The sequence below is a fragment of the Streptomyces sp. Edi4 genome (assembly GCF_040253615.1).
Lineage (GTDB): Bacteria > Actinomycetota > Actinomycetes > Streptomycetales > Streptomycetaceae > Streptomyces.
In genome coordinates this window covers 1,375,483-1,397,576 of sequence record NZ_JBEJGY010000004.1, presented here as the reverse complement: position 1 = coordinate 1,397,576, position 22,094 = coordinate 1,375,483, and the positions used below count along the sequence as shown (strand labels likewise).

General features: G+C 71.8%; 20 protein-coding genes. 17 read left to right on the top strand and 3 right to left on the bottom strand.

Annotation, left to right across the window (positions count from 1 at the left end; genetic code table 11):
- The first annotated feature begins 36 nt into the window (after positions 1-36).
- Entirely contained in the window at positions 37-1,392 is a 1,356-nt protein-coding gene (locus ABR738_RS08305) for a replication-associated recombination protein A (RefSeq protein ID WP_350229328.1), read from the top strand.
- 165 nt (positions 1,393-1,557) lie between these two features.
- On the opposite strand, the gene ABR738_RS08300 is transcribed toward ABR738_RS08305, so the two are convergent.
- Positions 1,558-2,238, bottom strand: a complete 681-nt coding sequence (locus ABR738_RS08300; protein WP_350229327.1) for a DUF2470 domain-containing protein — start codon at positions 2,236-2,238, stop codon at positions 1,558-1,560.
- 231 nt (positions 2,239-2,469) lie between these two features.
- On the opposite strand from ABR738_RS08300, the gene rpsD reads away from it, so the two are divergent.
- On the top strand, positions 2,470-3,084 hold the full coding sequence (gene rpsD, locus ABR738_RS08295) for a 30S ribosomal protein S4 (protein WP_053723667.1): 615 nt from the start codon (positions 2,470-2,472) through the stop codon (positions 3,082-3,084).
- Positions 3,085-3,105: 21 nt separating this feature from the next.
- Here the strand turns inward: rpsD and ABR738_RS08290 are convergent, their stop codons facing one another.
- Positions 3,106-5,376 carry an ATP-binding protein gene (locus ABR738_RS08290; RefSeq protein ID WP_350229326.1) on the bottom strand — a complete coding sequence of 757 codons (2,271 nt, stop codon included), beginning with the start codon at positions 5,374-5,376 and terminating at the stop codon, positions 3,106-3,108.
- Between the two features lie 175 nt (positions 5,377-5,551).
- On the opposite strand from ABR738_RS08290, the gene ABR738_RS08285 reads away from it, so the two are divergent.
- The 14 genes from ABR738_RS08285 to nusB all read left to right on the top strand — a co-directional run bounded on the left by ABR738_RS08285 (position 5,552) and on the right by nusB (position 19,569).
- Positions 5,552-5,989: a DUF948 domain-containing protein gene (locus tag ABR738_RS08285; RefSeq protein ID WP_350229325.1), complete on the top strand. Its 438-nt coding sequence runs from the start codon at positions 5,552-5,554 to the stop codon at positions 5,987-5,989.
- A 7-nt stretch (positions 5,990-5,996) separates the two neighbouring features.
- Positions 5,997-6,368 carry a DUF6167 family protein gene (locus tag ABR738_RS08280; protein WP_350229324.1) on the top strand — a complete coding sequence of 124 codons (372 nt, stop codon included), beginning with the start codon at positions 5,997-5,999 and terminating at the stop codon, positions 6,366-6,368.
- Entirely contained in the window at positions 6,368-9,037 is a 2,670-nt protein-coding gene (gene alaS, locus ABR738_RS08275; RefSeq protein WP_350229323.1) for an alanine--tRNA ligase, read from the top strand. Before ABR738_RS08280 ends, alaS begins: the two co-directional genes overlap by 1 nt.
- The gene (ruvX, locus tag ABR738_RS08270) at positions 9,037-9,501 is read left to right on the top strand and encodes a Holliday junction resolvase RuvX (protein WP_350229322.1); all 465 of its coding nucleotides are present in this window, start codon (positions 9,037-9,039) and stop codon (positions 9,499-9,501) included. Before alaS ends, ruvX begins: the two co-directional genes overlap by 1 nt.
- Before the next feature lie 101 nt (positions 9,502-9,602).
- Complete coding sequence (gene mltG, locus ABR738_RS08265) at positions 9,603-11,408, top strand: endolytic transglycosylase MltG (protein ID WP_350229321.1); 1,806 nt, start codon at positions 9,603-9,605, stop codon at positions 11,406-11,408.
- Positions 11,389-12,231: a shikimate dehydrogenase gene (locus tag ABR738_RS08260; protein WP_350229320.1), complete on the top strand. Its 843-nt coding sequence runs from the start codon at positions 11,389-11,391 to the stop codon at positions 12,229-12,231. Before mltG ends, ABR738_RS08260 begins: the two co-directional genes overlap by 20 nt.
- 352 nt (positions 12,232-12,583) lie before the next feature.
- Positions 12,584-13,768 (top strand): chorismate synthase, encoded by a 1,185-nt coding sequence (gene aroC, locus ABR738_RS08255; RefSeq protein WP_350229319.1) that lies wholly within the window; start codon positions 12,584-12,586, stop codon positions 13,766-13,768.
- Positions 13,769-13,803: 35 nt separating this feature from the next.
- Positions 13,804-14,286: a shikimate kinase gene (locus ABR738_RS08250; RefSeq protein ID WP_350234481.1), complete on the top strand. Its 483-nt coding sequence runs from the start codon at positions 13,804-13,806 to the stop codon at positions 14,284-14,286.
- On the top strand, positions 14,283-15,377 hold the full coding sequence (gene aroB, locus ABR738_RS08245) for a 3-dehydroquinate synthase (RefSeq protein ID WP_350229318.1): 1,095 nt from the start codon (positions 14,283-14,285) through the stop codon (positions 15,375-15,377). The genes ABR738_RS08250 and aroB overlap by 4 nt, the downstream gene beginning before the upstream one ends.
- Positions 15,374-15,823 (top strand): type II 3-dehydroquinate dehydratase, encoded by a 450-nt coding sequence (gene aroQ / locus ABR738_RS08240; RefSeq protein ID WP_350229317.1) that lies wholly within the window; start codon positions 15,374-15,376, stop codon positions 15,821-15,823. Before aroB ends, aroQ begins: the two co-directional genes overlap by 4 nt.
- Positions 15,824-15,955: 132 nt before the next feature.
- A complete protein-coding gene (locus ABR738_RS08235; protein WP_350229316.1) occupies positions 15,956-16,882 on the top strand; it encodes a Pro-rich N-terminal domain-containing protein in 927 nt (308 codons plus the stop codon).
- Between the two features lie 513 nt (positions 16,883-17,395).
- Complete coding sequence (locus ABR738_RS08230) at positions 17,396-18,502, top strand: M24 family metallopeptidase (protein WP_350229315.1); 1,107 nt, start codon at positions 17,396-17,398, stop codon at positions 18,500-18,502.
- Positions 18,503-18,571: 69 nt separating this feature from the next.
- Positions 18,572-19,138, top strand: coding sequence for an elongation factor P (gene efp / locus ABR738_RS08225; RefSeq protein WP_350229314.1), 567 nt, complete (start codon positions 18,572-18,574; stop codon positions 19,136-19,138).
- A gap of 2 nt (positions 19,139-19,140) precedes the next feature.
- On the top strand, positions 19,141-19,569 hold the full coding sequence (gene nusB / locus ABR738_RS08220; RefSeq protein WP_350229313.1) for a transcription antitermination factor NusB: 429 nt from the start codon (positions 19,141-19,143) through the stop codon (positions 19,567-19,569).
- A gap of 1,084 nt (positions 19,570-20,653) precedes the next feature.
- On the opposite strand, the gene bldD is transcribed toward nusB, so the two are convergent.
- The gene (gene bldD, locus ABR738_RS08215; protein ID WP_093894511.1) at positions 20,654-21,154 is read right to left on the bottom strand and encodes a transcriptional regulator BldD; all 501 of its coding nucleotides are present in this window, start codon (positions 21,152-21,154) and stop codon (positions 20,654-20,656) included.
- 296 nt (positions 21,155-21,450) lie between these two features.
- Between bldD and pyrR the strand changes: the two genes are divergently transcribed.
- On the top strand, positions 21,451-22,053 hold the full coding sequence (gene pyrR, locus ABR738_RS08210; protein ID WP_350229312.1) for a bifunctional pyr operon transcriptional regulator/uracil phosphoribosyltransferase PyrR: 603 nt from the start codon (positions 21,451-21,453) through the stop codon (positions 22,051-22,053).
- The last annotated feature ends 41 nt before the right edge of the window (positions 22,054-22,094 follow it).

The window sequence follows — 22,094 nt, the reverse complement described above, 5'->3', positions numbered from 1 at the left end:
GCGGCGTTGTCAGTGGCGTGCCCTAGGCTCGTTGACGTGGAACCCGATCTCTTCACCGCAGCCGCAGAGGACCGCCAGGAGAAAGACCCGGCGGGCAGCCCTCTTGCCGTACGGATGCGCCCGCGCGTCCTGGACGAGGTGGTCGGCCAGCAGCACCTCCTGAAGCAGGGCTCGCCGCTGCGGCGCCTGGTCGGCGAGGGCGCGGGTGGCCCCGCCGGGCCGTCCTCGGTGATCCTGTGGGGGCCGCCGGGCACGGGCAAGACGACCCTGGCGTACGTGGTGTCCAAGGCCACCAACAAGCGGTTCGTCGAGCTCTCGGCGATCACCGCTGGGGTCAAGGAGGTCCGCGCGGTCATCGACGGCGCGCGCCGCGCCATCGGTGGCTTCGGCAAGGAGACCGTCCTCTTCCTCGACGAGATCCACCGCTTCTCCAAGGCCCAGCAGGACTCCCTGCTCCCCGCGGTCGAGAACCGCTGGGTCACCCTGATCGCGGCGACGACGGAGAACCCGTACTTCTCGGTGATCTCCCCCCTGCTCTCGCGCTCCCTGCTGCTCACGCTCGAACCGCTCACCGACGACGACCTGCGGGCCCTGGTGCGGCGGGCGCTGGTGGAGGAGCGGGGTCTGGGCTCCGCGGTCACGCTGCCGGCGGACGCGGAGGCGCATCTGCTGCGCATCGCGGGCGGTGACGCGCGCCGGGCGCTGACCGCGCTCGAGGCGGCGGCCGGCTCGGCGCTGGCCAAGTCGGAGCAGGAGATCACGCTCCAGACGGTGGAGGAGACCGTCGACCGGGCGGCGGTGAAGTACGACAAGGGCGGCGACCAGCACTACGACGTGGCGAGCGCCCTGATCAAGTCGATCCGTGGCTCCGACGTGGACGCGGCGCTGCACTATCTGGCCCGGATGATCGAGGCGGGCGAGGACCCCCGCTTCATCGCCCGGCGTCTGATCATCTCCGCGAGCGAGGACATCGGCCTGGCCGATCCGACCGCGCTGCCCACGGCCGTCGCGGCGGCCCAGGCCGTGGCCCTCATCGGCTTCCCGGAAGCGGCCCTGACCCTGAGCCACGCCACGATCGCGCTGGCACTGGCCCCGAAGTCCAACTCCGCGACGACGGCGATCGCCGCCGCGATGGAAGACGTACGCAAGGGTCTGGCGGGCCCGGTCCCGCCGCATCTGCGGGACGGCCACTACAAGGGCGCGGCCAAGCTGGGGCACGCCCAGGGCTATGTCTATCCGCACGACGTGCCGGGCGCGATCGCCCCCCAGCAGTACGCACCGGACGCGGTGGCCGACCGGCGCTACTACGAGCCGACGCGGTACGGAGCGGAGGCGCGGTACGCGGATGTGGTGGAGAAGGTGCGCGAGCGCCTCCGGCGGGGCGAGGACTGACGCCCTCGGCGGGGCGCGGGGTGCCCTGCCGGGCGGGCCGCGATGTCGGTCTGGATCGCCACGCCGGGGCGCGTCCCGTGTTCCGGGTGCGGGCCGTCGGTGGCTGGGCGCGCAGTTCCTCGCGCCCCTTGGCGGGTGTGGAAGCCCTCGCGCTCTCGGCGGCTCCTAGCCGGCCGCAGCCTCGAAGAGCTGACGCATGGCGCGGCGCAGGCCCGTGATGTCGGCCACCGGCTCGGGGAAGTCGAAGCGGGCGTCGAAGGTGTGGCCGTCGTCCAGGGCGAACCGCACCCGCAGACCGAAGCGGTCCAGGGCCAGCGGCGTGGCCCCTGTCACACCCTCGCGTCCCACGAGTGAGCACAGCAAATCCATCTGTTCGCCGTGGGCCGAGGCCAGGTGCTGGAGGATTTCGGTCTCGTGGCGCAGCAGGGGATCGGGGGCGGCCCGCGCGAAGTCCTCGGGGTCCACCGGGCCGGCGCCCCACAGATCGTCCACGCCGGCTTCGCCCACGTCCAGGCGCAGCGTCATGCGCCCGGGCCCGGCCTGGCCCGGCGCCGGGGTCAGCCGGCCGGAGACCCAGGCCCGCCCCCGGATCCGGCGGGGGACGGAGACCGGAGCCACATCCGTGATCTCCAGCACCGCCCGGACCTCGTCGTCCTGGGCACGGGTCGCGGCCCGTACGGCCGGGGAATCGGCGGGGAAGTCGAGGAAGACATCGCCGTCGGGTCCCACGGTGCGGAGGTCGGCGACGAGCTGGTCGGGCCGGGCCGCCGTGAGGCCCGGTACGAGGAGCACCGCCGAGCAGGTACTATGTACGAGAGTTCGTGTGCGCTCGGCTGCTGACGGCATCCGAGCGATTTCAAGTCCGCTGGGACGCGGCTGACCACGATCTGATCGGACCTCCGTCACGTGCCCGGCCCCATGCTTCGACTGGGGGCCGGAGGAGTCGACCTCTCCCGAGGGAGCAGGGTCGGCCTTCTTCGTGCTGTCCGTGATGTGACTGGTGTTCCCCGGACGCGACATGCGATCTCCTTGAGTAAGGTGAGCCTAACCTAACCCAACCATGGAGGTTTGGAGAACGTGCCTAACCAGTCGCGTCCCAAGGTCAAGAAGTCCCGTGCGCTCGGCATCGCGCTGACGCCGAAGGCCGTCAAGTACTTCGAGGCCCGCCCCTACCCGCCGGGCGAGCACGGCCGTGGCCGCAAGCAGAACTCGGACTACAAGGTCCGTCTGCTCGAGAAGCAGCGTCTGCGCGCCCAGTACGACATCAGCGAGCGCCAGATGGCGCGTGCCTACGACCGCGCCAAGAAGGCCGAGGGCAAGACGGGCGAGGCGCTGGTCGTCGAGCTCGAGCGCCGCCTCGACGCGCTGGTCCTGCGTTCGGGCATCGCCCGCACGATCTACCAGGCCCGCCAGATGGTCGTGCACGGTCACATCCAGGTCAACGGTGGCAAGGTCGACAAGCCGTCGTTCCGCGTCCGTCCCGACGACGTCGTGACGGTCCGCGAGCGCAGCCGCGAGAAGGTCCCCTTCCAGGTCGCCCGCGAGGGTGGCTACGCCGGCGAGGGCGAGACCCCGCGCTACCTCCAGGTGAACCTGAAGGCCCTGGCCTTCCGCCTGGACCGCGACCCGAACCGCAAGGAAATCCCGGTCATCTGCGACGAGCAGCTCGTCGTCGAGTACTACGCCCGCTGATCACGGCGTAGCACCGGAGCCTCAGCGCTTCAGCCCGCCGTCCCCCCGCTCCGCACGGAGCGGGAGGCGGCGGGCTTCCGCTTGTCCGGACCCTGCTTGTCCGGACTCCGTGTGCCCGGACCGCTCGTGTCCAGGCCCCTCGTGCGTCCCCCGCGGGTCGTGCTCCTCGCGCGGCTGGTCGTCGCCGGCCTGCCCCGCGCGCGCCGCCCGCGCCTCGCGCGCCGGCGCCAACTCCCGTACGCCGCCCGTCCCTTGGCCGCGTCCCAGCGCCCGCTCGACGGCCGCGTCCGCGTCGATCCGGGCGCCCCGGCGGCGGTGCTCCTCATATCGCGCGTCGCCCAGCAGCTCCCGGGTCCGCTCCTCGCAGCGGACGTGCGCGGCGTAGAAGTACGCCGAACCGAACAGGGGCAGCCCCACCGAGGGCCAGATCCGCTCGGCGGCCCCCTGGAGCACGGCCGCCTCCACCGGATCCCCGGCGTCCACCGCCACCAGCGCCAGCATCTCCAGGGTGAGCACCGTGCCCACCAGGTCGTGGAAGGCGTGGTGGACGGCGAGCGTCTCGCGCAGCAGCGCCCGGGCGCGGTCGCCGTCGCCGCCGCACCAGGCCGCGTACGCCAGGACGTACAGCGCGTAGGCGCGGGCCCAGCGCTCGCCGTGGTCGTCGCAGATCGCCACCGTGCGTTCGCACATCGCCACGGCCTCGTCGAGACGGCCGCGGAAACCCACCGCCATCGCCAGCTCCACCTGCCCCATCAGCACATTGCTGTTGAGCTCGCCGACCTCCTCGTATCCGGCGAGCGCGGCCGCCAGCAGTTCCTCGGCGCGCGGCATGTCGTCGGTGACCAGGGCCAGACATCCCGAGCGGTGCACGGCGTACGCCGCCGCGACCCGGTCGCCGCGCAGTTCGGCCTCCTCGCGGCACTCCTGGAGCGCGGCGATCGCCGCCACCGCGTCCCCCTGGAGCACGGCCACATAGCCAAGGACCCACAGCGCCTTCAGGCGTGAACTGCCGTGCTCGGCCGAGGCGTCGAGAACCTGGGCCAGCCAGTGCCGCCCCTCGGCGAGGCGCCCGCAGCCCACCCAGCAGAACCAGAGCGTGCCCGCCAGGTACTGGGCCAGGTGCGCGTCCTCGCGCGAGGCGAGCGAGAACTCCATCGCGGCCCGCAGATTGGGCAGTTCGCCCTCGATCCGCGTCGCGACCTCGGCCTGGCGCGGGCTGAACCAGTCCAGCTCGCACCAGGTGGCGAGCCCGAGGAACCAGTCGCGGTGGCGCCGGCGCAGCCGCTCCGCGTCGCCCGTCTCGGCCAGCCACTCCGCGCCGTACTCCCGCACCGTGTCCAGAAGCCGGTAGCGGACGCCGCCCGGGCCGTCCTCGCGCACCACGAGCGACTGCTCGAGCAGCGCCCCGAGGACGTCCATGACCTCCTCCTGGGGCAGACCCGAGCCCACACAGATGTACTCCACGGCCTCCAGGTCGAAGGTCCCGGCGAACACCGACAGCCGCGCCCACAGGAGTCGCTGGCCCGCCGTGCACAGCTCGTGGCTCCAGCCGATGGTCGTGCGCAGGGTCTGGTGGCGGGGCAGCGCGCCCCGGCCACCGCCGGTAAGCAGCCGGAACCGGTCGTCCAGGCGCTTGAGCAGTTGCTCCACCGAGAGCGTGCCGAGCCGCCCGGCCGCAAGCTCCAGGGCCAGCGGGATCCCGTCGAGGCGCCGGCACAGCTCGGCGGCCGCGGCCTGCTGCCCCTCGGCCGGCCGCTCCCCGGCATGGGCCGCGGCCGCGCGCTCGGTGAACAGCAGCAGCGCGTCCTCCTCGGACATCGGCGCCAGCGCGAACACCCGCTCGCCGTCGATCCTCAGGGGCAGCCGGCCGGCGGCGAGCACCCGAAGTCCGGGGCAGCCCCTGAGGAGTTCGCGTACGAGCTCGGCGCAGGCGTCCACCACCTGCTCGAATCCGTCGACCACCAGCAGGAGTTCGCGCTCACCGAGGTGGTCGAGGAGCAGCCGGCGGGGAGTTCGCGCCGTGTGGTCGGTCAGGCCAAGGGCCTCGACGACCGCGTGGTCGAGCAGGGCGGGATCGTTGAGACACGACAGTTCGACCAGCCGCACGCCGTCGCAGTACCGTTCCTGCTCGGCCGTGGTGGCCGCGGCCCGCAGCGCGAGCCGGGACTTGCCGACGCCGCCGACGCCGGTCACGGTGACCATGCGCGCCTCGGTGAGCAGGCGGTCGAGGCGGGCCAGATCTCGGTCTCGCCCGACGAAACGGTTCAACTCTGCGGGCAGATGGGAGCGCATGGAACACGCAGCGTACTCAAGGGTATGCACTGCGTACAATCGGCTTGCGCGACTCCGCTTGTGACGGGCCGTGACGCGGTTCGGGAAGCGATGCCCGGCGCGATAGGCTCAGGGGGCTGAATTTTTCGATTTTCCGAGGTTTTCGAGTTCCGACGGGTTGCGGGGAGCGGTGCAAGTGTCCGGTGGTGAGGTGGCCGGGATCCTGGTGGCCGTCTTCTGGGCGATCCTGGTGTCCTTCCTCGCGGTCGTTCTCGTGAGGCTGGCCCAGACGCTCAAGGCGACGACCAGACTGGTCGCGGACGTGACCGACCAGGCGGTGCCCCTGCTCGCGGACGCCTCCACCGCGGTGCGCTCCGCGCAGACCCAGCTGGCCCGGGTCGACGCCATCGCCTCCGACGTCCAGGAGGTCACCTCCAACGCCTCCGCGCTCTCCACCACCGTCGCCTCCACCTTCGGCGGCCCGCTGGTGAAGGTGGCCGCCTTCGGATACGGGGTGCGCCGGGCGATCGGACGCAAGGGCGCCGCCGCCGAGGGACCCGCTCGGGAGAGCCGACGAACCGTGATCGTCGGGCGGACCGTGCCGTCCGCGCGGCGCTCCAAGCGAAAGGGCTGACGCCGCGATGTTCCGCCGTACGTTCTGGTTCACCGCGGGCGCGGCCGCCGGCGTCTGGGCCACCACCAAGGTCAACCGCAAGCTGAAACAGCTCACCCCTCAGAGCCTGGCCGCGCGCTCCGCCGACAAGGCGGTCGAGGCCGGCCACCGGCTCAAGGACTTCGCCCTCGACATCAAGTCCGGCATGGCCCAGCGCGAGGCCGAACTCAACGACGTCCTGGGCATCGGCGAGAGCGAGGCCCGCGAACTTCCCGCGCAGCGCCGCCTCGTCGCGCTCGAGACCGCGCACGAGCGGTACGGCAAGCAGCAGGACAGCAAGCAGCAGTACCCCCAGCAGCAGAACAGCACGCATTCGTACAACCGGAATGAGGACCACTGATGGAGTCGGCCGAGATTCGCCGCCGCTGGCTGAGCTTCTTCGAGGAGCGCGGGCACACCGTCGTCCCTTCGGCGTCGCTCATCGCGGACGACCCGACTCTGCTGCTCGTCAACGCGGGCATGGTCCCCTTCAAGCCCTACTTCCTCGGCGAGACCAAGCCGCCCGCCCCGCGCGCCACCAGCGTGCAGAAGTGCGTGCGCACCCCCGACATCGAAGAGGTCGGCAAGACCACCCGCCACGGCACGTTCTTCCAGATGTGCGGCAACTTCTCCTTCGGCGACTACTTCAAGGAAGACGCCATCAAGTACGCCTGGGAGCTGCTGACCAGCTCCGTGGCGGACGGCGGCTACGGCCTTGAGCCCGAGAAGCTGTGGATCACCGTCTACCTCGACGACGACGAGGCCGAGACGATCTGGCGCGACGTGATCGGCGTGCCCTCCGAGCGCATCCAGCGCCTGGGCAAGAAGGACAACTTCTGGTCCATGGGTGTGCCGGGACCGTGCGGGCCCTGCTCCGAGATCAACTACGACCGGGGTCCCGAGTTCGGTCCCGAGGGCGGTCCGGCCGTCAACGACGAGCGCTACGTGGAGATCTGGAACCTGGTCTTCATGCAGTACGAGCGCGGCGCCGGTGAGAACAAGGAGGACTTCCCGATCCTCGGGGACCTGCCCTCCAAGAACATCGACACCGGCCTCGGCCTCGAACGCCTCGCGATGATCCTTCAGGGCGTGCGGAACATGTACGAGACCGACACCCTGCGCGTCGTCATGGACAAGGCCACCGAACTGACCGGTGTGCGCTACGGCGACCAGCACACCTCCGACGTCTCGATGCGCGTGGTCGCCGACCACATCCGTACGTCCGTGATGCTCATCGGCGACGGTGTGACCCCGGGCAACGAGGGCCGCGGCTATGTGCTGCGCCGCATCATGCGCCGCGCCATCCGCAACATGCGCCTCATGGGCGCCACCGGCCCGGTCGTCCAGGACCTCATCGACGTCGTGATCAAGACGATGGGCCAGCAGTACCCGGAGCTCGTCACCGACCGCAAGCGCATCGAGACGGTCGCGCTCGCCGAGGAGGCCGCGTTCCTCAAGGCGCTGCGCGGCGGCACCAACATCCTCGACACCGCCATCACCGAGACCAAGGCCACCGGTGGCACCGTCCTCGCCGGCGACAAGGCGTTCCTGCTCCACGACACCTGGGGCTTCCCGATCGACCTCACCCTGGAGATGGCCGCCGAACAGGGCCTTTCCGTGGACGAGGACGGCTTCCGCCGCCTGATGAAGCAGCAGCGCGACCAGGCCAAGGCCGACGCGCGCGCCAAGAAGACCGGCCACGCCGACCTGTCGGCCTACCGCGAGGTGGCCGACGTCTCCGGCGCCACCGACTTCACCGGCTACACCTCCACCGAGAACGAGTCGACCATCGTCGGCCTGCTCGTCGACGGCGTGCCCTCGCCGGCCGCCACCGAGGGCGACGAGGTCGAGGTCGTCCTCGACCGCAGCCCGTTCTACGCCGAGGGCGGCGGCCAGCTCGCCGACCAGGGCCGCATCAAGCTCGACAGCGGCGCGGTCATCGAGATCCGCGACGTACAGAAGCCGGTCCCCGGCGTGCATGTGCACAAGGGGGTCGTGCAGGTCGGCGAGGTGACGGTCGGCGCGTCCGCCTACGCCGCCATCGACACCAAGCGCCGGCGCGCCATCGCCCGCGCCCACTCCGCCACCCACCTCACCCACCAGGCGCTGCGCGACGCGCTCGGCCCGACGGCCGCCCAGGCCGGCTCCGAGAACTCCCCGGGCCGCTTCCGCTTCGACTTCGGCTCGCCCGCCGCCGTCCCCGGCACGGTCCTCACCGACGTCGAGCAGAAGATCAACGAGGTCCTGGCCCGCGAGCTCGACGTGCAGGCCGAGGTCATGTCGATCGACGAGGCCAAGAAGCAGGGCGCCATCGCCGAGTTCGGCGAGAAGTACGGCGAGCGGGTCCGCGTGGTCACCATCGGCGACTTCTCCAAGGAGCTGTGCGGCGGCACCCACGTGCACAACACCGCCCAGCTAGGCCTGGTCAAGCTGCTCGGCGAATCGTCCATCGGCTCCGGCGTGCGCCGCATCGAGGCCCTGGTCGGCGTCGACGCGTACAACTTCCTGGCCCGTGAGCACACGGTCGTCGCCCAGCTCCAGGAGCTGGTCAAGGGCCGTTCCGAGGAGCTGCCGGAGAAGATCTCCGCAATGCTCGGCAAGCTGAAGGACGCCGAGAAGGAGATCGAGAAGTTCCGCGCGGAGAAGGTGCTCCAGGCCGCCGCCGGTCTCGTCGACTCCGCCAAGGACGTCCGCGGCACCGCGCTCGTCACCGGTCAGGTACCGGACGGTACCTCCGCCGACGACCTGCGCAAGCTGGTCCTGGACGTCCGGGGCCGCATCCCTGGCGACCGCCCGGCCGTCGTCGCGCTGTTCACCACGGCCAACGGCCGCCCGGTCACCGTCATCGCCACCAACGAGGCCGCCCGCGAGCGCGGTCTGAAGGCCGGCGAACTGGTCCGTACGGCGGCCAAGACCCTCGGCGGTGGCGGTGGCGGCAAGCCGGACGTCGCCCAGGGCGGCGGCCAGAACCCGGACGCGATCGGCGACGCCATCGACGCCGTCGAGCGCCAGGTCGCCGAGACCGCCTGATGCGCAGAGGACGCAGACTGGCGATCGATGTCGGTGACGCCCGGATCGGGGTCGCCTCGTGCGACCCCGACGGGGTGCTCGCCACGCCGGTGGAGACCGTGCCGGGACGCGATGTCCCGGCCGCCCACCGGCGGCTGCGGCAGCTGGTCGAGGAGTACGAACCGATCGAGGTGATCGTCGGACTGCCCCGCTCCCTCAACGGGGGCGAGGGTCCGGCCGCGGCCAAAGTCCGGCGTTTCGCCCAGGAGTTGGCGCGCGGCATCGCCCCGGTCGGGGTCCGGCTCGTCGACGAGCGCATGACGACCATCACGGCGACCCAGGGTCTGCGGGCCTCGGGCGTGAAGTCGAAGAAGGGCAGATCGGTCATCGACCAGGCCGCCGCCGTGATCATCCTTCAGAACGCCCTTGAGGCCGAACGGGTGTCGGACACGGAACCGGGCGAAGGCGTCGAAGTGGTTATCTGATCGCGATACGGTAACGTTCCGGCCGATGCGGAGGCATTCGAACAGTCGCCGCACAGCAAAAGAGGCGGACCGTCCGGATGCCTCGCGGCTCTAGGGGACCGATGACTGAGTATGGCCGGGGCCAAGGCTCCGAACCGTGGCACCCAGAGGACCCCCTCTACGGGGACCAGGGGTGGGGAGAGCGCCAGGCTGCCTCCGGTCAGGCTCTGTACGCCGGCCAGGACGAGCAGTACCAGCAGCAGCCTCAGCAGCAGTACCACCCGCAGCAGTCGCAGGATCCGTACGGACAGCAGCAGCCCCAGGCGCACTACGCCGAGCAGCAGCAGCCCGGGCAGCACTACGCCCAGCAGCAGCCTCAAGCGCACTACGCCGAGCAGCAGTACCAGCAGGGGTACGCGGAACAGCCCCAGCAGGGCTATCCGCAGCAGCACGTGGACCAGTACGCCGGCCAGTGCGCGCCGCAGCCCTCCCAGCCCCAGCAGTTCAGCGGTGGCTGGGACACGGCCACCGGCGAGCAGGCCGCGATGCCGTACGGGGGCCAGCAGCCCGATCCGTACCACAACGGCTACGGCGCCGAGGGGCACGACCCCTACCGGACCGAGGAGGCGTTCCCGCCGCCGCAGCCCCCCGGCCAGCGCAAGGCACCCACCGTGCCCGAGGTGCCCGGGCAGGGCGAGGAGTGGAACGCCGATGCGCAGGAGGAGAACCACCCGTTCTTCACCGGCGTTGGCGACAGCGAAGGCGAAGGCGAAGGCGAAGAGCCGCGCGAGTCCGGGCGGGCCGCGGACGGCGGCGCCGGACGCGACCGGCGCAGCAAGCCGAAGAAGAAGGGCAAGAGCGGGCGCGCCTGCCTCGTGCTCGCGGTGATCTTCGCCGTGGGCGCCGGCGGCATCGGCTACGTGGGGTACGACTTCTACCAGAAGAAGTTCGGCGCGGCGCCCGACTATGTGGGTGAGGGCAGCGGCGACACGGTCACCATCGAGGTGCCGGCCGGCGCGGGCGGCTCCGAGATCGGCCAGCTCCTCAAGCAGGCCGGTGTCGTCAAGAGCATCGACGCCTTCGTGCAGGCCCAGAACGACGACCCCAAGGGCAAGACGATCCAGGCCGGCGCCTACACGATGAAGAAGGGCATGTCGGCGGCGAACGCGATCAAGCTGATGCTCAATCCGAGCAGCCGCAACGCGCTCATCATTCCCGAAGGCAAACGAAATGCCTGGGTGTACGACCAGATCGACAAGCGGCTCGGCGTGGCGGCGGGGACGACCAAGGGCGTCGCGCTCAAGGACGCGGGCAGCATGGGCCTGCCCGACTGGGCCAAGAACCACAAGGACGTCAAGGACCCGCTGGAAGGATTCCTCTACCCGGCGAGCTACCCGGTCGCCAAGGGCATGAAGCCGGAGGACGTCCTGAAGAAGATGGTCGACCGCGCCACCTCGGAGTACGGCAAGCAGGACCTGGCCGCCGAGGCCAAGAAGCTCAAGCTGGACGGCCCCTGGCAGCTCATCACGGTGGCGAGCCTGGTGCAGGCGGAGGGCAAGACGCCCGACGACTTCCGCAAGATGTCGGAGGTCATCTACAACCGCCTCAAGCCGGACAACTACCAGACCAACCAGAAGCTCCAGTTCGACTCGGCGTACAACTACCTGACCAATCAGAGCAACATCAAGATCGGCCTGTCCGAGATCAACAGCAACCCGGACCCGTACAACACCTACAAGTGGCGGGGCCTGACCCCCGGGCCGATCGGCAACCCGGGCAGCGAGGCGATGGCGGCGGCGCTGGATCCCACGAAGGACGGCTGGATGTACTTCGTGGCCACCGACGGCAAGCACAAGACCGAATTCGCCAAGACGCTCGCCGAGTTCAACAAGCTGAAGGAAGAGTTCAATGCCCAGTCCGGCCAGTGAGGGAGCGCGCCGGGCGGCCGTCCTCGGGTCGCCCATCGCGCACTCGCTGTCCCCGGTCCTGCACCGGGCCGCGTACGCCGAACTCGGCCTCGGCCACTGGTCCTACGACCGGTTCGAGGTCGACGAGGCGGGACTCGCGGGCTTCTTCGCGGAGCTCGACACGTCCTGGGCGGGGCTCTCGCTCACCATGCCGCTCAAGCGCGCGGTCATCCCGCTGCTCGACGCGGTGAGCCCCACCGCGGCGCTGGTGGAGGCGGTCAACACCGTCGTCTTCGCGGACGACGGCCGCCGCCTGGGCGACAACACCGACATCCCGGGCATGGTGGCGGCCCTGGGGGAGCGTGGGGTGACCCGGGTGGAGTCCGCCGCCGTCCTGGGAGCGGGCGCCACCGCGTCCTCGGCGCTCGCCGCGCTCGCCCGGATCTGCACGGGTCCGGTCACCGCGTACGTACGCGGCGAGACGCGCGCGGCCGAGATGCGCGGCTGGGGCGAACGCCTCGAGGTCGACGTCCGCACCGTCGACTGGTCGCGGGCGGCGGAAGCCTTCGCTGCGCCGCTCGTCGTCGCCACCACCCCGGCCGGCGCCACCGACGCCCTGGCCCGCGCCGTCCCCGACCAGGGGGGCACCCTCTTCGACGTGCTGTACGAGCCCTGGCCGACCGCGCTGGCGGCCGCCTGGGCGGAGCGCGGGGGAGCGGTCGTCGGCGGCCTCGACCTGCTCGTCCACCAGGCCGTGCTCCAGGTCGAGCAGATGACGGGCTGCGCGAGCGCGCCGCTGGACGCCATGCGCAAGGCGGGCGAAACAGCCCTGGCAGGGCGCTGAGCCGCCACTCGGCCAGGGGGGCGGGACATTTGTGCCTCCGCCGCACAGGCGCGACCTGAACTCGGGTGAGCTGCACGCTCGGGTGAGCTGCACGCTCGGGGGTGCGCCACCTGCGGGGGCACCGGGAACCGCGCGAGCTACAGGGACGCGGGGAACTGCGCGAGCTAAGGGGACGCGGGGAACTGCGCGAGCAACCCACAACGGCCCGCACTGGACGAGATCACAGTCCGCCAGCTGGACTACGTCCCGGCCCACCATCTTGGACGTGGGAGGATCAGTGGTGGCGGGCCAGGGCCGCGCACCCCGGCCGCGCCGTCGGATTACCAGGACGCGCGAGCAACGAGGAGCACCGTTGAGCAGGCTGCGCTGGCTGACCGCTGGGGAATCCCACGGACCCGCACTTGTCGCGACGCTGGAGGGTCTTCCCGCCGGCGTACCGATCACCACGGAGATGGTGGCCGACCACCTGGCCCGGCGGCGGCTCGGCTATGGACGCGGCGCCCGCATGAAGTTCGAGCGGGACGAGGTGACCTTCCTCGGCGGCGTACGGCACGGCCTGTCCATGGGTTCGCCGGTCGCGGTCATGGTGGGCAACACCGAGTGGCCCAAGTGGGAGCAGGTCATGTCGGCCGACCCGGTGGCCCCCGAGGTGCTGGCCGAGCAGGCCCGCAACGCGCCGCTGACCCGACCCAGGCCCGGCCACGCCGACCTCGCCGGCATGCAGAAGTACGGCTTCGACGAGGCCCGGCCGGTCCTGGAGCGCGCCAGCGCCCGCGAGACCGCCGCCCGCGTCGCGCTCGGCGCGGTGGCCCGCTCCTTCCTGAAGGAGACGGCCGGCATCGAGATCGTCAGCCATGTGGTGGAGCTGGCCGCGGCCAAGGCTCCCTACGGCGTGTACCCGACGCCCGCCGACGTCGAGAAGCTGGACGAGGACCCGGTGCGCTGCCTGGACGCGGACGCGTCGAAGGCGATGGTCGCCGAGATCGACCAGGCCCACAAGGACGGCGACACCCTCGGCGGGGTCGTGGAGGTCCTTGCCTACGGCGTGCCCGTCGGTCTCGGCTCGCACGTGCACTGGGACCGCCGCCTGGACGCGCGCCTCGCCGCCGCCCTCATGGGCATCCAGGCGATCAAGGGCGTCGAGGTCGGCGACGGCTTCGACCTGGCCCGGGTGCCCGGGTCCCAGGCGCACGACGAGATCGTCAACACTCCGGATGGCGTCAAGCGCACCTCCGGCCGCTCCGGCGGCACCGAGGGCGGTCTGACCACCGGTGAACTGCTGCGGGTGCGCGCCGCGATGAAGCCCATCGCGACCGTGCCGCGCGCGCTCGCCACCATCGACGTCGCCACCGGCGAGGCCGCCAAGGCCCACCACCAGCGCTCCGACGTGTGCGCCGTGCCGGCCGCCGGCATCGTCGCCGAGGCCATGGTCGCGCTCGTCCTCGCGGACGCGGTCGTCGAGAAGTTCGGCGGCGACAGCGTGCCCGAGACCCGCCGCAACGTGCGCTCCTACCTCGACAACCTCCAGATCCGGTGAGCGCCACCGGACCCCTGGTCGTCCTGGTCGGCCCGATGGGCTCGGGCAAGTCCACCGTGGGCGCGCTGCTGGCCCAGCGGCTCGGCGTGCCCTACCGGGACACCGACGCCGACATCGTGGCCGCCGAGGGCCGCGCCATCTCGGACATCTTCGTCGAGGACGGCGAGGAGCACTTCCGCGCCCTGGAGCGAGACGCCGTACGCGCCGCGCTGGCCGGGCACACGGGCGTCCTCTCGCTCGGCGGCGGCGCCATCCTCGACGAGGGCACTCGGGCGCTGCTCGCGCCGCACCCCGTGATCTACCTCTCGATGGACGTCGAGGCGGCCGTCAAGCGCGTCGGCCTGAACACCGCCCGCCCGCTGCTCGCCGTCAACCCGCGCCGGCAGTGGCGCGAACTGATGGACGCGCGGCGCCATCTGTACACCGAAGTCGCCCGTGCGGTCGTCGCGACCGACGAGCGCACCCCCGAAGAGGTCGCCCAGGCGGTCCTCGACGCACTGGAGTTGAAGGACGCATGACGGAGCAGGCACCCACCCGGATCCAGGTCGGCGCCGCCGCCGGCACCGACCCGTACGACGTGCTCGTCGGCCGCAACCTGCTGGGTGAACTGGCCGGACTCATCGGCGACAAGGCGAAGCGGGTCGCGATCATCCACCCCGAGGCCCTGGCCGGCACGGGGGACGCGATCCGCGACGACCTCGCGGGCCAGGACTACGAGGTCATCGCGATCCAGGTGCCCAACGCCGAGGAGGCCAAGACCGCCGAGGTCGCCGCCTACTGCTGGAAGGCGCTGGGCCAGTCCGGCTTCACCCGCACCGACCTTGTCATCGGCGTGGGCGGCGGCGCCACCACCGACCTCGCGGGCTTCGTCGCGGCCACCTGGCTGCGCGGGGTGCGCTGGATCTCGGTGCCGACCACCGTGCTCGGCATGGTGGACGCGGCCGTCGGCGGCAAGACCGGCATCAACACCGCCGAGGGCAAGAACCTGGTGGGCGCCTTCCACCCGCCCGCCGGCGTCCTGTGCGACCTGGCCGCGCTGGACTCGCTGCCCGTCAACGACTACGTGTCGGGCCTGGCCGAGGTCATCAAGACCGGCTTCATCGCCGACCCGGTCATCCTCGACCTCATCGAGTCCGACCCGGCCGGCGCCCGCACCCCCGAGGGCCCGCACACCGCCGAGCTCATCGAGCGCTCCATCCGGGTCAAGGCCGAGGTGGTCTCGGGCGACCTGAGGGAATCGGGCCGGCGCGAGATCCTGAACTACGGCCACACCCTCGCCCACGCGATCGAGAAGAACGAGCGCTACAAGTGGCGCCACGGCGCCGCCGTCTCCGTCGGCATGGTCTTCGCCGCCGAACTCGGCCGCCTGGCAGGGCGGTTGGACGACGCGACCGCCGACCGGCACAGCGCGGTCCTCAAATCGGTCGGGCTTCCGCTGACCTACCGGGGCGACCAGTGGCCCAAGCTCGTGGAGAACATGAAGCTCGACAAGAAGTCCCGGGGCAACCTGCTCCGCTTCATCGTCCTCGACGGCCTCGCCAAGCCGACCGTCCTGGAAGGCCCCGACCCGGCGATGCTGCTCGCCGCCTACGGCGAGGTCTCCGCGTGACCCGGCGCGTGTTCGTCCTCAACGGCCCCAACCTCGGGCGCCTCGGCTCGCGCGAGCCCGACGTGTACGGCGCCACCAGCTACGCCGGCCTCGTCGAGGTCTGCGAGATGCTGGGCAAGGAGCTCGGCTTCGAGGTCTCGGTGCGCGAGACCAACGACGAGGGCGAACTCATCCGCTGGCTCCACGAGGCAGCGGACGGGCGCGTTCCGGTCGTCATCAACCCGGGCGCCTTCACGCACTACTCGTACGGAATGCGCGACGCGGCCGCTCAGCGCACCGCGCCGCTCATCGAGGTGCACATCTCCAACCCGTACGCGCGGGAGGAATTCCGCCACACCTCGGTGATCGCACCCGTGGCCACCGGCACCGTCGCGGGCTTCGGCATCGGGTCCTACCGGCTCGCCCTGCGCGCGCTCGCCGACGAACTGGCCGCGGAAACCGGCTGACGGGGCACGCTTGACGCCTCCCGGCCGTTCACACTGTGGCGGCCGGGGAAGGTACGGTTCTGCACCGGGCCGCCCCACACCGACGGGCGTCCCACCAGCGCCAGTTGCCTGTACGAGACGGAGTGGCACCGGATGCAGCACGCAGGGGGGGCTCCACTGCCGCCGCCCCACGCCCCGGGGCAGCCCCCGCACGAGTGGGCCCAGGGCATCGAGCCGGAAGGCACGGCTCCACTGCGGCCGGCCGCGCCCTTGGCCGGCGCCTCGCCGTCCTACCAGCCGGGCCCCGCGCCGGGAGCCGGTCCCGCCGGGCCGCCGGCCCGCCTTCCGGCCCCGCCGGCCCAGGCCCCGCACCACCCCGCCACCCAGCAGCCGCCCGGCCAGGGCTGGCACGGCCCGGCGCCGCAGCACGCCTCGGTGCGGCCGCCCTCCCTCGACACCACCGGGCACGTCGCCCTGCCGCCCGGCGGGCCCGTGCCGCTGCCCCAGGCACCCGAGGGCACCGGCGCCACCACGCTCGCCGTGCTGCTCATCGGCCCGGCGGGCGCGGGCAAGACGACCGTGGCCCGGTACTGGGCGCAGCACCGCCAGGTGCCCACCGCGCACATCAGCCTCGACGACGTACGCGAGTGGGTGTGCTCGGGGTTCGCCGACCCCCAGTCAGGCTGGAACGACCACTCCGAGGCCCAGTACCGCCTGGCCCGGCGCACCTGCGGCTTCGCCGCGCGCAACTTCCTGGCCAACGGCATCTCCTGCATCCTGGACGACGCGGTCTTCCCCGACCGGCCGGTCGTCGGCCTCGGCGGCTGGAAACGGCACGTGGGGCCCGGGCTGCTTCCCGTCGTGCTCCTGCCCGGCCTCGAAGTGGTCCTCGAGCGCAACGCGGAGCGCAGCGGCAACCGGCGCCTTTCCGACGAGGAAGTGGCGGGCATCCATGGGCGCATGGCCGGCTGGTACGGCTCGGGCCTGCCGATCATCGACAACTCCCAGTACGACGTCCCCACCACGGCCCGCCTCCTGGACGACGTCCTGGCCCGCACCATCGCGAGCCCCCCGGCCTGATAGCCCCGGCCCCTGCCCCTGGGGCGAAGCCCCAGGCAACCAGGCTTTCGTCTGTGAACCGTGCCGGTGCCCCCGACGGGGGCTGGCCTCGGCGGTATGCCCAGGATCGGCATCCTCAGCCACTCCGGCTTTCCGGTGCGGACCGGGCCTATTTGCCCGCGCAGTTCCCGGCGCCCCTGAACTACTCGGTGCCGGGCCACGTCGGCATCCTCGGCCCGTCCGGGGTGTGCGGAGGGGCCGAGGCCCCAGGCACCCCCCGTTTCCGTCTGCCAATCGTGCTCGCGTCTCGCGCAGTTCCCCGGGACCCTGGCGGTACTGGTGCCGGGCAGCATGCACACCCACAGCCAGTCAGGCGTTCGAGGCCTCGGGCGGGGCCGACGTCGGTGGCATGCCGGGCATCGGCAACCTCAGCCCGTCCGGCGATCGAGGAGGAGGACGGACCGACCACCGGGGCGGCCCCCGGTCGGACGCGCAGAAACGGCCGAACACCGGCCCCGCTCATACGCTCGGGGCATGTCAGAGGTGTTCGCGGTGCGCCGCGCCTGGCTGCGGGACCGCTGCGCGGCCGCAGGCAGCGCGGCCGCCCTGGTCTCGCGCCCGGCCAACGTCCGCTACCTCGCGGGCGGCGCCCCGCCGGGCGCGGTCCTGCTGATCGGCCCGGCCGAGGACGTCCTGCTGTGCCCGCGCACGCCCTCGGGCGACCTCATCGAGGGCCATCTCGATGAACAGCTGCGGCTCACCGTGCTGCCGGCCCCCGGCGGCGACCCGGCCGTGGCGGCCGCCGACCTCGCCCAGGCAAGCGGGGCCGACTCGCTCGCCGTGGAGGAGCACCACCTGTCCGTGGCCCGTCACCGCGCCATCGGCTCCGTGGCGCCGCACCTGCTCCTGGGCGACCTCGCGGGCGCGGTGGAACAGCGCCGCCTGGTCAAGGACGAGGAGGAGATCGCCTGTCTGCGGATCGCAGCGGAGATCACCGACCAGGCCCTGGGCGAACTCCTCGAGTCGATCCTGGTGGGCCGCACCGAACGCCACCTCGCCCTGGAGCTGGAACGCCGCCTGGTCGACCACGGCGCCGACGGGCCCGCCTTCATGACCTCGGTCGGCACCGGCCCCAACTCCGGCCGCGCGGGCCACCGGCCGGCCGACCGCAGGGTCGAGGAGGGCGACTTCCTCTCGGTCTGCCTGGGCGCCACCTATCGCGGATACCGCTGCGAGATCGGGCGTACGTTCGTGATCGGCACGACCCCGGCCGACTGGCAGATCGAGCTGTACGACGCCGTCTTCGCAGCCCAGCGGGCCGGCCGGGAGGCCCTGCTGCCCGGCACCGAGTACCGCGCGGTGGACCGTGCGGCCCGTCAGGTCCTGGACGCGGCCGGCCACGCGGAGGCCGTCGGACCGCTCACCGGACACGGGGTCGGGCTCGAAATCGACGAGGAGCCGCAGCTCGCACCTGGAGCCATGGGTAAACTGGACACTTGCGTGCCGGTCACCGTCGAACCGGGGGTCCACCTCCCGGGCCGGGGCGGCGTCCGGATCGATGACACGCTCGTCGTACGCCCCGAGGCGGACGGCGGCCCCGAGCTACTCACCATCACGACCAAGGAGCTGCTAGCGCTCTAGCACGCGTACGCGCACCGCGCGCGTACCCTCGGTCGTCCACCAGCTTTCAGTCCAGGAGATTCCGCAACCGTGGCTTCCACGAACGACCTCAAGAACGGCCTGGTGCTCAAGCTCGACGGAGGCCAGCTCTGGTCCGTCGTCGAGTTCCAGCACGTCAAGCCCGGCAAGGGCCCGGCCTTCGTGCGCACCAAGCTCAAGAACGTGCTCTCCGGCAAGGTGGTCGACAAGACCTTCAACGCCGGTGTGAAGGTCGAGACGGCCACCATTGACCGGCGCGACATGCAGTTCTCGTACATGGACGGCGACTACTTCGTCTTCATGGACATGGACACGTACGACCAGCTGATGGTCGACCGCAAGGCTGTCGGCGACGCCGCCAACTTCCTGATCGAGGGCTTCACCGCCTCGGTCGCGCAGCACGAGGGCGAGGTGCTCTACGTCGAGCTGCCGGCCGCCGTCGAGCTGACCATCCAGCACACCGACCCGGGCGTCCAGGGCGACCGCTCCACCGGCGGCACCAAGCCGGCCACCCTGGAGACCGGTTACGAGATCGGCGTCCCGCTCTTCATCACCACCGGTGAGAAGATCAAGGTCGACACCCGCACGGGCGACTACCTCGGCCGGGTGAACAGCTAACCGTGGCTGCCCGGAACAAGGCCCGCAAGCGCGCCTTCCAGATCCTCTTCGAGGCCGACCAGCGCGGTGAGACCGTGCAGACGGTCCTCGCGGACTGGGTGCGGCACTCGCGGTCCGACGACCGTCAGCCTCCGGTCAACGAGTACACGATGCAGCTCGTCGAGGGGTACGCGGAGTACGTGGACCGCATCGACGACCTGATCTCCACCTACGCGGTGGACTGGACGCTCGACCGGATGCCGGTCGTCGACCGGAACATCCTGCGGCTCGGCACCTACGAGCTGGTCTGGGAGGACGAGACGCCCGACGCGGTCGTCATCGACGAGGCCGTCCAGCTGGCCAAGGAGTTCTCCACGGACGACTCCCCGGCCTTCGTGAACGGAATGCTCGCCCGCTTCAAGGATCTCAAGCCCAGCCTGCGCCGCGACTAGCCTCCGGCGGTACAGGAGCCAACGAAGGGCCCGCGGCACACGCCGCGGGCCCTTCGGCATCCCGGGGAGGCCCCCGGACCGCCGGACCCCTCGGAACCCGGGACCCTCGGCAACCCGGCCCGGGACCGCCGGACCCCTCGGAACCCGGGACCCTCGGCAACCCGGCCCGGGACCGCCGGACCCCTCGGAACCCGGGACCCTCGGCAACCCGGCCCGAGACCGCCGGACCCCTCGGAACCCGGGACCCTCGGCAACCCGGCCCGGGACCGCCGGACCCCTCGGAACCCGGGACCCTCGGCAACCCGGCACCCCCGGGATCCCGGAGACTCTGGGGGCCCGGTCCCCGGAGGCCGAGGTCCGGCCTCGGCATCCGGGACATCTCGGGGACTTGGGAAGCCCCAGAGCCCGATCTCGGGATCCCGGATCTTTCGGACACTCGGGGGGCCCGTGGTCCCTCGACCTCGGGGCCCGGGTCCCCCGAGTACTAGGGGGCCTGGGACCCGACCTCGGGGTCCCGGATTCTTCGGGCACTCGGGGGGCCCGTCCGGCTTCGGGATCCTGGCTCCCCGGGAACTCCGGTGGCCCCGGGGCCTGCCTTCGGAATTCCGAGTCCCCTGGGCGTTTGGGAGGCCCGGAGTCCGGCCATGGGGTCCCGGATTCTTCGGGTACTCGGGGGCCGTCCGGCTTCGGGATCCTGGTCCCCGCGGGAACTCCGGTGGCCCCGGGGCCTGCCTTCGGAATTCCGAGTCCCCTGGGCGTTTGGGAGGCCCGGAGTCCGGCCTCGGGGTCCCGGATTCTTCGGGTACTCGGGGGGGCCGGCCTGGAGCCCGGCCTCGGGATTCCTGGGCGCCCCGGAGCCCCGAGCACTACCGGCATCCTCGGGCACGCGGGCGGCCCTGGAGCCGGCCTTGGGAACCCGGGTCCCACGGGAACTCGGGAGGCCCCGGGGCCCGCGACCCGGGGTTGCGGATCTCTCCCGGAGCCCCGGGCACCCCGGAGCCCCGAGCGCCTCCCGAAATGCCGGCGGGCCCGGTGGGAGCCATTGCTCCCGCCGGGCCCGGCGGCACGTTTCTGCTTAAGGCCGTCAGGCCTCTTCGTGGGCGACGGCGCGGCGCGCGTCCGCGTCCAGGACGCCCCAGCTGATCAGCTGCTCGGTGAGGACCGAGGGCGACTGGTCGTAGATGACGGCGAGGGTGCGCAGGTCGTCCTGGCGGATCGAGAGCACCTTGCCGTTGTAGTCGCCGCGCTGCGACTGGATGGTCGCCGCGTAACGCTGGAGCGGGCCGGCCTTCTCCGGCGGCACGTGCGCCAGCCGCTCAAGGTCGAGGACGAGCTTCGGCGGCGGCTCGGCGGCCCCGCCCGGCGTGGTGCCCGGCAGCAGCTCCTGCACCGGGACCCCGTAGAAGTCCGCCAGCTCGGCGAGGCGCTGAACGGTCACGGCGCGGTCGCCACGCTCGTACGACCCGACCACGACGGCCTTCCAGCGGCCCTGGGACTTCTCCTCCACACCGTGCAGGGACAGGCCCTGCTGGGTGCGGATGGCGCGGAGCTTGGCCCCGAGCTGTTTTGCGTATTCGCTGGACATATAGCTCCCCGGACGCTGTGACAACGTGCGGCTCCGCCGCGCGGCTGTAACTCACTGTGAGGTTACGCAGCGTTACTTGGCCGAGTCAAGCCGAATGGTCCACACCCCCGCCCCGCAGGAGTGACACGCTCCGGGCGTGGCGCGCCCCTCCTGGTCACGGCGATCGTCCCGGCCCGTTCACCCGTCCGAGTGAGGGGCCGGTACCGGGCGGGCCTCGGCCCCTGGTAACGTGGGGGTCGCAATTTCGACGTCCTTTAAGGTCCGTCCCGTGAGGCGGAGAAGGAGGTCCGTTTCATATGGACACGCAGCACCCGCAGAACCAGCAGGATCCGGCGCATCCCGATGCGGCGCGGCCCGTTCTCGAAGGCCCCGACATCGCCCGCGTCCTGACCCGCATCGCCCACGAGATCGTCGAACGCGCCAAGGGCGCCGACGACGTGGTGCTCCTCGGCATCCCGACCCGAGGCGTCTTCCTCGCCGAACGGCTCGCCGTGAAGCTCGAAGCCATCACCGGGCGCAAGACCCCCGTCGGCTCCCTCGACATCACCATGTACCGCGACGACCTGCGGATGAAGCCCGCCCGCGCGCTCGGCCGCACCGAGATCCCCGGCGACGGCATCGACGGCCGCCTGGTCGTCCTGGTGGACGACGTCCTGTTCTCCGGCCGCACCATCCGCGCCGCCCTGGACGCCCTCGGCGACCTCGGCCGCCCCCGCGCCGTCCAGCTCGCGGTCCTCGTCGACCGCGGCCACCGCGAACTGCCCATCCGCGCCGACTACGTCGGCAAGAACCTCCCCACGTCGCTGCGGGAGACGGTCAAGGTCCAGCTCGCCGAGGAGGACGGCCGCGACGCCGTGCTGCTCGGTGTCAAGCAGACCGCTCCGGCCGGCGAGCAGTAGCTCCCCGCACCCCCGTACGGCCCCTCGGACCCGCACGGGCT